The 10,185-nt window shown below is 69.0% G+C and carries 6 protein-coding genes; all 6 read right to left on the bottom strand.

The features are described from left to right. Positions 1-149: 149 nt before the first annotated feature. Positions 150-3,041, bottom strand: a complete 2,892-nt coding sequence (locus B1991_RS18435) for a TonB-dependent receptor plug domain-containing protein (RefSeq protein ID WP_136260127.1) — start codon at positions 3,039-3,041, stop codon at positions 150-152. Positions 3,042-3,234: 193 nt separating this feature from the next. Next, positions 3,235-4,566 carry an aspartyl/asparaginyl beta-hydroxylase domain-containing protein gene (locus tag B1991_RS18430; RefSeq protein ID WP_136260126.1) on the bottom strand — a complete coding sequence of 444 codons (1,332 nt, stop codon included), beginning with the start codon at positions 4,564-4,566 and terminating at the stop codon, positions 3,235-3,237. Positions 4,567-4,573: 7 nt separating this feature from the next. After that, entirely contained in the window at positions 4,574-5,953 is a 1,380-nt protein-coding gene (locus tag B1991_RS18425; protein ID WP_136260125.1) for a leucyl aminopeptidase family protein, read from the bottom strand. Positions 5,954-6,020: 67 nt separating this feature from the next. Beyond that, complete coding sequence (locus tag B1991_RS18420) at positions 6,021-6,728, bottom strand: HAD family hydrolase (RefSeq protein ID WP_136260128.1); 708 nt, start codon at positions 6,726-6,728, stop codon at positions 6,021-6,023. Between the two features lie 34 nt (positions 6,729-6,762). Further along, the gene (locus tag B1991_RS18415; protein ID WP_136260124.1) at positions 6,763-8,073 is read right to left on the bottom strand and encodes a substrate-binding domain-containing protein; all 1,311 of its coding nucleotides are present in this window, start codon (positions 8,071-8,073) and stop codon (positions 6,763-6,765) included. Positions 8,074-8,334: 261 nt separating this feature from the next. After that, positions 8,335-9,723 carry a DegQ family serine endoprotease gene (locus B1991_RS18410; protein WP_136260123.1) on the bottom strand — a complete coding sequence of 463 codons (1,389 nt, stop codon included), beginning with the start codon at positions 9,721-9,723 and terminating at the stop codon, positions 8,335-8,337. Positions 9,724-10,185: the final 462 nt, after the last annotated feature.

Genomic DNA, 10,185 nt, shown 5'->3' with positions numbered 1-10,185 from the left:
GCTGGCCGGAGTGCTGGGCGGATCGGCGGCGGGCGGGTGCGGGGGCATGCAGCCTCGGTGGGTGGTGTCCGGCGCCCATTATGCAAGAGGGCCGCGGTTTGCCCGCGGCCCTCCTGACGGTTTGCAACGACTGCGGTGGAGCTAGGGCATCAGAACTTCACGGTGGCGCGGGCCCAGTAGTAGCGACCGAGCACGTCGTAGGTGGAGACGTCCACGTTGTAGTTGGAACCGTTCTGGTACATCAGCGGCGGTGCCTTGTCGGCGAGGTTGTCCACGCCGATGTCGAAGCGGGTGTGGATCGACGGCACCGCGTAGCCGAGCTGGATCGAGTGGTAGGTCACCGAGGCGATCGGAATGTTCACGCCGGGGATGGCCGCATCCGTGTTGAGCGCGGTCAGGCTGTTGATGTAGCGCGACTGCCACTGGGCGTTCCAGTTGCCCTTGCTCCAGTTCAGCGTGACCGTGCCGCGCAGCCGCGAGATGTTGCCGAACTGCTGGCTGTAGGTGCCGGCGTAATCGATGGCCTGTGCGCCCGGCTCGCCGGGGGTGGCGTTGTTCCTGTAGGTGGAGGTGTAGCTGCTGTTGAGGCCCACCTGGAAATCGCCCGGGTCCATGCTGCCCATGTTGAAGTGCGGCACCTTGTAGCGCAGCGTGAAGTCGACACCCGACGTATTCAGCGTGCCCAGATTGACCACCGGCGTGTTGATCAGGAATACCTGGCCCGGCTGGCGGCTGGTGGTGTCCTCGCGATGGATCAGCCCGCAGTACGGGCTGGCACTGTTGTTGAAGCACGAACTGACGACCAGGTCGCCGGTAATCGCGGTCAACGTGTCGGACAGGTAGATGTGCCAGAAGTCGAGGCTGGTGGAGAAGCCGGTCAGCCAGTCCGGCGAGTAGACCAGGCCGAGGTCGATGGACTTGCCCTTTTCCGGCTTGAGCGAGTTGCCTACGGTGGCGGCACCGGAATAGAACGTGTTGACCTGCGCCGGCGAGTTCCCGCCCCAGTTGACCGGCACGTACTGGCAGGCTGCGGCATGCTGGGCCAGTTCGGCCGCGTAGAGCCCGACGCACGGGTCATTCAGGTTCGGCTGGACCAGGGTGCGGCCGTCGTACAGCTCGTTGAGGTTCGGCGCGCGGAACACCTGCGAGACGGTACCGCGGACCAGCAGGTCCGCCACCGGCTTCCATTCGATCGCGACCTTGCCGTTGGTGGTGCTGCCGCTGGTGCTGTAGTCGGAGGTGCGCACGCCCAGGTCGATGTTCAGCGATTGTGCCCCGGGCGCATCGGCGAGCAGCGGGATCAGGGTTTCCGCGTAGAACTCCTTGACGTTGTAGCTGCCGCTGGCGGGCGAACCGCAGGCTTCCTGCAGGATCTGGCAGCGGGTGGTGACCGGGTCGAGCACGGCGAACGAACTGACTGTGTACTTCATCGACTGCTTGCGGTACAGCGTGCCGACCGACAGCTGCATGGTGCCGGCGGGGAGATCCCACAGGTTGCCGCTGGCGTCGAACTGCGCCTGCTTGGTCGAGTTGGTCATGACGTAGATCGGCGTCTTCACGCCGGCGCTCAGCAGCTTGCCCACCGCCGGGTCGGCCTGGTTGAAGATGTTGGCGCCGCCATCGACCGCGGCCTGCAGGGCGGGGATGTCCACCTCGTTGGTGTCGCGCTGGTCGCGCTTGCTGTGGCTGTAGTTGATCGACGCGTCCCAGATCCAGCTGCTGTCCTGGCCGAAGTTGCCGCGCAGGCCGGTGTTGATCTGCGCGTTGTCGGTCTTGTAGCTGTGCACGCGGGTACCGGCGCCGGTCAGGCGGGTCTGGAAGTTGTAGCCGCTGTCCGGATCACCCGGCACCGGATCCTGGCTGAAGGTGACGCCGAACGGGTTGATCGGGTTGCTGGAGGAGATGATCAGACCGTCACCGGTGCCGACCGGCGAGGGCGCGTCCTGGCCGCTGGATTCGGTGCGGTTGTAGAACGCGTTGACGTACCCCTTCAGGTTGGGCGTGAAGTCATAGCTGCCCAGCACGAAGCCGTTGGTGCGCTTCTGCGCGGTCTGCATGTAGTTGAGGGCGGCGTAGTTGTAGGTGTCCGAACTGAGCCGGCAACGGTAATCGCCGAGGTTCGAGCCGTCGCCCGTGGCGAGCGTCACGTTGGCGGTGCCGGACGAGTTGATATCGCAACCGTACTGGCTGGCGATCGAGGCAGGCAACTGGATGCGGCCGGTCGGGATCGAGCTGGAGCCGGCGGCGATGATGGTGCCGCTGGACAGGTACAGCTGCTGCCGCGAGAAGTCGCGTCGCGAGGCCAACGTGGCGTCGTACTTGTTGTAGTCGAGGCCGCCGACGATGCTGTAGTTGTCGCCGGACATGCCGCCGGTCAGGTTGAAGCCGCGACGCTGCGAATCGCCGTGGCTGGAGATGCCGTCGTTCAGGCTGACCTGGACGCCCTGGAAATCCTTGCGCAGGATGAAGTTGACCACGCCGCCGATGGCGTCGGAGCCGTACACGGTGGAGGCGCCTTCGGCCAGCACGTCGACGCGGTCGATCATGTCCGGCGGCAGCATGTTGATGTCCGAGTTGACCATGCGCTGGCCGTCCACCAGCACCAGCGTGCGGTTGATGCCCAGGCCGCGCAGCGAGACGCGCGAGGCGCCGCCGCCGGCTTCCAGCAGCGGGCTGGCGACGCCACCGCCGTTGCTGTTGTTGGAGGGGTTGGTGGCGTTGCCGGAGATCGCCGGCATGTCCTGCAGCACGTAGCCCAGGGTGGGCTTGCCCGAGTTGGTGATGGTCTCGCGGTCGATGGTCACCACCGGGCTCGCGGTTTCGACGTCGACGCGCCGGATCAGCGAGCCGGTGACGACCACCGCGTTCAAGGTCTTGGCCTTTTCCCTGGACGGCGGCGTGGCTTGGTCCGTGGCCTGGTCCGTGGCCGGCGGGTTGGTCGTCGTCGATACCTGTGCTTGCACGCCGGCGGCGACGGAAAGCATGCCGGCTGTCAATGCAAGGCGCACAGCCAATGACAGGTGGTTGAGGTCGTATTTCATGTGCTTTTCTTCCCCGATGATGGTGGTACGGCCCTGTTATGCCGAGCGCGCCAACTGGTGCCCCTTGTCCCCCCCCGGGCATGTTGCAACAGTCATGCACTTGCGCCCAACGCCGAAGAGGTTACTCCCCCCGGCGTTCTCCGCACCACTGGCGCAGGGTGCCCGTCGACGGTTCGCTTCTGGGTGCTGCCAGTTACGGCCGGGGCAGGCTGGAAGCCTCGCTGGCGCGATTGAAATCGCCGATCGCCGCGACCAGGTCGGCCACCGCAGCCTGTTCGGCCTGACTGAGGTCGGGATTCCAGCTGTCCACGATGAGCACGGCGCGGTCGCGCGTGCTGCGGTTCCACGCCTCATGCTCGAAGGTGTCGTCGAAGGTGACGCAGCGGCCTTCCTGCCATGCGTGGATTTCCCCACCCACGCGCAGGGCGCAATCGGGCGGCACCACCAGCGGGAGGTGCGTGACCAGTCGCGTGTTGGTCACCCCGTGGTGCGGCAGGATGTGCGTGCCGGGGCGCAGGATCGAGAACAGCGTTTCCGGGGCGTGCTCGCGAACCCGCACCAGCGGCATCGAATCCAGTACCCCGCTGGTGTGCGGGCAGCGCGCGCAGTTGGCGTCATGGCGCTCGCCATGGCGGTAGAAGAAGAAGGCGTCCCATGCCGGCTCGTCCGCTCCCGCGGCGCCGAGCAGGCGAGCAGCCATGGCCGTGGCCGAATCGGTGCCCAGGAACGGGACCACGTCCTGCTGCGGCTGCGCCAGGGTGGCCAGCAGTTCCCCGCGGATGGCGTCGACGGCGGCCTCCAGCCGCGCCTGCGCGGGAAACCGCTCGCGCGGGTAGAACGGCTGGCTGGGTATGCCGGGGAAGTACAGGAATCGCGGTCGCTGACGCGGATCCGGCACGGGTGCCGGCTGCCCGCCGAGGTAGATCGACAGGCAAAGATCGACGCGCTGCAGTTCGGAGCGACCGTAGCGCTCGCGCAGCGGCTCCATGATCGCGTCGAAGAGTTCGTGCCTGATGGCGGAGACGTATCGAGCCGCGTGCTTCACCGCGTCGCGCAGCCCGGCGGCGGTGGTGGAGTCGTCCAGCCAGCGTCCGCGGGACTGGGCCGTGTTGATCGCGCCGGCATAGGCCAGCATGGCTTCATGCCGCTGTCCGAGCTGCTCCAGCACCACCCCCAGGCGCAACCGCGCCACGAACATTCCCGGTGCAAGCGCCAGGCCTTCGCGCAAGCTGTTCGCGGCGGCGGCCAGGTCGCCTGCCAGCATCTGCGCCTCGCCCAACTGGTGCAGGATGGCTGCATCCGCCGGCCGGGTGCTTCGCGCCGCGCGCAGCAGTTCGATGGCACGCAGCGCGTGACCGCGCCCCAGCTCCTGCCCGGCCAGGAATTGCAGCGCCTCGGCATCGTCGGGCAGGAGCTCCAGCAGGCACGAGTAAGCCTGCTCGGCCCGTGCCGCGTCGCCGCGCTGCAATCCGGAGCGTGCCTGCTCGCGGCAGTTCGTGGCGAGCGCGTCGACTGGCTCGTTCATGGCGCGGTCAGCGCCCGTAGCGGTTTTGCAGGAACGCGAACACGGCGCGCAAGCCCATGGCCTCGCCGCCGCGGGGACGGCCGGGGCGATCGGCGTCGTTCCATGCGTAGGTGTCCAGGTGCAGCCATGGCGTGCCGTCCGGCACAAAGCGTTCGAGATAGAGCGCGGCGGTGATCGCGCCGGCGTGGCGCGAGGCACTGGCGTTGGCGAAGTCCGCCAGGTGGGAGTCCAGCATGCGCCGGTACGGACGCCATAGCGGCAGGCGCCACAGCGGGTCGGCCACCGCGTTACCGGCCTGCAACACCGCGTCGGCCAGCGCTTCATCGTTGGCGAACAGGGCCGGCAGGTCCGGGCCCAGCGCCACGCGGGCGGCGCCGGTGAGGGTGGCGAAGTCGATGATCAGCGCCGGTTGCTGCTCGCCTGCGTAGGCCAGGGCGTCGCACAGGATCAGCCGGCCTTCGGCGTCGGTGTTGTCCACCTCCACCGTGTGGCCGGCGCGGGTGGCGATCACCTCGCCCGGGCGCATCGCGTTGCCGGCCACCGCGTTCTCCACCGCCGGCACCAGCAGGGTCAGCCGCACCGGCAACTGCGCCTGCATGATCAACCCGGCCAGCGCGATCGCGTGCGCGGCGCCGCCCATGTCCTTCTTCATCCAGCGCATGCCTTCGCCGCCCTTGAGGTTCAGGCCGCCGGTGTCGAAGCACACGCCCTTGCCGACGATCACCAGCCTGGGATGATCGGCCTTGCCCCAGCTCAGTTCGACCAGTCGCGGCGCGCGATGGCTGGCGCGGCCCACGGCGTGGATGGTGGGGAAGTTCGCCTTGAGCAGTTCGTCGCCGACCCAGTCGCGCAACTTCGCCTTGTGCGCCCTGGCCAGCGTCTTGATCGCCTCGCCGAGTTGTTCCGGGCCCATGTCCTGGGTGGGCGTGTTGACCAGGTCGCGCACACGCGTGGTGGCTTCCACCAGCGGCGCCAGCCGGGCCAGTTCGTCGGCGGCCACGATCAGCCGTGCCGGCGCGCGCTTGGCCGCGCGATAGCGGGTGAACTGGTAGGCGCCCAGCGCCCAGCCCAGGGTGGCCAGCGCGGTGTCGGTGAGCACGCCTTCGTCGGCCAGCTCGTAATTGCCCTCGGGCAGGTGGCAGGGCAGGCCGGCCAGCGCGGCCAGCGGATCGGCCGACGCCACGCCGACCAGCACACGCACCAGCTTGCCGGCTGCGTCGGGCACCAACGCGAACGTGCCGGGCGCCGCGTCGAAGCCGCTGTCGCCGAGCCAGCGCCGCTGCGTCGCGTCGAGCCGGCGGCGACTGGCCGCCAGGTGCGCGGCGTCGGTGGTCTCGACGGGAATGCCGTGGCGCTGGCCAGGGCGGCGTTCGATCAGGGCGGACATGGGCAAATCCTTCCGGGGAAATGGCCCATGATGGACATGCCCGCGTGGAAGAACAATCGGCGCGGTGTCAATCGGGGCGGGATGGGGCATCCAGCCAGTCGGCCAGCGCCGCCATGTCGGGCAGGTCGAGATCCGGCGGCGGGCCCATGCCGGGCGGCCACGGTTCGCCCTGGCGGTTGATCCACGCCGTGCGCAAGCCGGCGTCGCGCGCGCCGACCATGTCCAGCGCGGGATCGTCGCCCACGTGCAGTACCTGTCCCGGTTCGACGCCGAGCAAGTCGGCGGCGGCCAGGAAAATGCCGCGGTCGGGTTTGCCCACGCCGTGGTCACGGGCGCAGACGTGGTGGCGGAAATGCCGCTCGATGCCGATGCGGCGCAGGTCGGCGTTGCCGTTGGTCAGGCTCGCCAGCGGCCAGCGGGCGGCGATGCGCTGCAGCGCGGGCTCGCTGTCGGGGAACAGTTGCACCTGGTTGCGCGCGGCGAAATAGATCTCCCACAGCGCGTCTACCGGCGCGTCGGCGATGCCGCTGGCCTCGAACGCGCGGCGCAGGGTGAGTTGACGTTGGGTGGTGAAATCGTGGGCCAGGTCGAGCCGCTCGGCGGCCACTCTGGCGCGCAGCTGGCGCATGGCGGTGATCGGCCACGCGCGCGCCACTTCCGGGTAGTGCTGCTCCAACCAGGCGTCGACGGCCTGGTCGGCGCGCTCCAGTGCGGGCAGCACCGGCCACAGCGTGTCGTCCAGATCCAGCGTCAGCGCCAGCGGTCCGTGGACCATGTCGACGCCCGCCTTCCCGGCGACGGTCACCCCGTTATCGCTTGCTGACGCGCAACACCTGGCCCTGCTGCAGGTTGTCGCTCTTGAGCCGGTTCCACGCGCGCAGTTGCGCCACGTCGACCGAATGGGCCTTGGCGATCGAGGACAGCGTATCGCCGCGCACTACCTTGTAGGTCGAGCGCGCCTGCGTGGCGCCAGCGTTGACGCGGCCGAAGTCCTTGCCGTTGGCCTGGCTCACCGTGGTGGCCGAGCCGCTGGCGTGCTCGACGCCGGTCACGGCGACATTGCTGACGCTGCCGCTGACACGCTCCAGCCGCGCATCGTCCGCCGCGCGCTCGCGGCGCTCCTCCAGCGCGGCGCGGGCCTGCACCGTGCGCTGCGAGGTGGGCGCGATGGCCGCGCGGGCGGCGTAGGTGGCGCCGGGCGCGGAGATCGGCGTGCCGTGCGGAACGCGCGCGCCGACTTCGGCCAGGATCGTGCTGCGGCGCTCGGCGTCCATCGCCGCCAGCCGCGTGCCGTCCTCGTACGGCAGCACGCCGTGGCGGCGCAGCGCGGCCTTGGCCGGCTCGGTCTTGAGGAACTCCACGAAATCCTGCGCCTGTTCGGTCTTGGCGCTGCGCGGGTTGGTGACCAGGTACAGCGGGATGAACAGCGGGTAGCTGCCGTTGGCGATGTTGGCCGTGGTCGGCGCGCGGCCGTTGATCGGGATCGCCTTCAGCTTGGGGTTGCCGCCGATGCCGGTCAGCATCGCCACGCCCAGCCCGTTCGGGTTCAGCGCGATGCCTTCCTCCAGCTTGCGCGTGTTGACGTACAGCCGCGGCGCGGCCACCGGCTGGTTGCCGCGGCCGAACAGCAGGCTGCGCAGGCTGTATTCCACGCCGTCACCGGGGCTGGCCACCGCGTACACGTCGATCGGCGCGTTGCGGCCGCCGACTTCGCTCCAGTTGTGGATCCTGCCGTAGTAGATGTCGTGCACCTGCTTCAGCGTGAGGCTGCGGATCGGGTTGGACGCCTGGGTGATGATCACCAGGCCGCTCCAGGCCACCGGGGTGAAGGTCAGCCGGTCGTTCTGCGCGCTGCCGTCGGAGGGGCGCGCGCTGCCGGCGAGGTCGGCGGTGCCGTTGCTCACCGCGTCCAGGCCCGAGGCGGTGTTGAACGGCTGCAGCTCGATGCGGCCGTGGCCGGCCTGGGTCCAGGCCTTGCCCACCTCGTTCATCACCGCGTTGGCGGTGGCGTCGTCACCGCGCCAGACCAGGCTGCCGGACTTGGTGGCTGCGGTTGCCGCGGTGGAGAAACAGACGCCGACCAGGGCGAGGCAGAACAGGCGAGCAAAGCGTACGGACATGATGATGTGAAACCCCGGCGTGAGTGAGCCATGACGTGTGCGAGTGGTCGAGCCCCTCGGGCGGGCCCGCTCGTCCAGCAGCTTGTCGGGCCGTGCAGTCGAACTGCAGGAGGCCGATGAACTGAGAGGATATTGGATCGGCCTGAACCTACAATATCAAGCGATTTCTGGCATTTGCGTGACGGTGCGTCGCAGAGCGTGCGCGCGGACACGCCATTCACGCGATCCAGGTCCGGTTTTCCGCGCGGTCGTCTTGCGCGGTCAGTTGAGCAGCACGTAATGGCTGCCGTCGGCGTCGGCGACCACCAGCGCCAGCTGGCGCAGGCGCACGCCGGCCAGTCCGCGCAACATGCGCAGGCTGGTGATGCGCTGGTTGCCGATGCCGATCACCACGTCGCCCGCGCGCAGTCCCGCCTGGGCGGCGCGGCTGCCCGGTTGCACCGCGCTGACGGCGGCGCCGTACCAGCCCTGGTCGCGCTGGTTCTGGCTCAGCTCGCGGAAACGCACGCCGGCCAGCCGCGGGTCGAGCTGGCCGCCGTCCAGGCTGGCCAGTTTCTCGGCGCTGAGCGTGGCGCTGACCTGGCGCGGCTGGCCGTCGCGCACGATACCCAGTTGCAGCGTGCTGCCCAGCGGCAGCAGGCCTTCGGTGTTGCGCAACTGCTGCACGCTCTGCAGCGGCTTGCCGTCGAGCGAGGTCAGCACGTCGCCCGGCTGCAGCCCGGCGCGCGCGGCGGCCGAATCGTCGCCGACGCCGGTCACCACCACGCCCTTGCTTTCCTTCAGCCCCAGCGCCTGCGCGATGCGCGGGGTGATCGCCTGCGCCTGCAGGCCCAGGCTGCCGCGCTCGACCTTGCCGTGCGCGATCAGCTGCTTCATCACCTCGGCGGTGAGATTGCTGGGAATCGCGAAGCCGATGCCCACGTTGCCGCCGGAGGGCGAGAAGATCATGGTGTTGATGCCGACCAGCTCGCCGCGCAGGTTCACCAGCGGGCCGCCGGAGTTGCCCGGGTTGATCGAGGCATCGGTCTGGATGAAGTTCTGGTAGCTCGAGTCGCCCAGGCCCGAACGCCCCAGTGCCGAGACGATGCCGGCGGTCACCGTCTGGCCAAGCCCGAACGGTTCGCCCACCGCCACCACGTAGTCGCCCACGCGCAGGGTGGAGGAGTCGGCCATCGGCAGCGCCTGCAGGTTGCTGGCCTGGATCTGCACCACCGCCACGTCGGTGGCCGGGTCGGTGCCGATCAGCCTGCCCTTGAAACTGCGCCCGTCCTGCAGCGTCACGCTGATGTCGTCGGCGCCGGCGACCACGTGGTTGTTGGTCAGGATGTAGCCCCTGGCCGCGTCCACGATCACGCCCGAACCCAGGCTCTGCTCCACCCGCTCGCGCGGCGTCGCCGGCAGGCCGAAGAACTGGCGCACCATCGGGTCGTCGAAATACGCGTCGCGCACCGGCACATGGGTGGTGCTGGAGATGTTCACCACCGCCGGCGTCACCCGGGTCAGCATCGGCGCCAGCGACGGCATCGGCTGGCCATCGACCGCGGCCGGCAAGGTGGCCGCGTGGGCGCCGGCCGGCAGCGTGCCGACCGCGATCACGGCCGCGGCCAGCAGCCCGGTCAACCACGACGGCAAGAGAGGGCGAGACGGCATGAGGGGCTCCTTGGCAGGGGTGGAAAGCGGCGCTGGTTCGACCGATCCGCGGCGCGCGGGTTCCCCCACGCCGATGCCACTCGCAGGACTTTACTTCCCGGGGCGTCAGGGTTAACTTCCCTACTTGGTAACAACCACAACATCTTGTGTTCTGGCGCCAATGCCGAAACTAGCGCTGGTGCGAACCGCGGCATTCTTGGGGGAGGAGCCATTGTTGTCGGAAAGCCAGGGGGCGGGCGGGCCGGGAGGTCGTTCCCGCCCGGGATCCTCGCCGCCGTCGCGTCGCGAGCGACACCCTTCCATCCCCATAAAAATCAACGGGGGCCGCAAGGCCCCACCGAGAGGTCAGCAAAACAATGAGCACAATGCGTGCGCCAGCCACTCATCCCGCCACCGGCCGCGATGCCGCCGTGGACATCCCGCTCCAACCAGCCCGGCGGGACTTCTGGGACAAGTACAACA

This window comes from Rhodanobacter lindaniclasticus, from assembly GCF_004799035.1.
Taxonomy (GTDB): Bacteria; Pseudomonadota; Gammaproteobacteria; order Xanthomonadales; family Rhodanobacteraceae; genus Rhodanobacter; species Rhodanobacter lindaniclasticus.
Note: the sequence above shows the minus strand (reverse complement) of the source record. Positions and strands in the feature narration are given on the sequence as shown.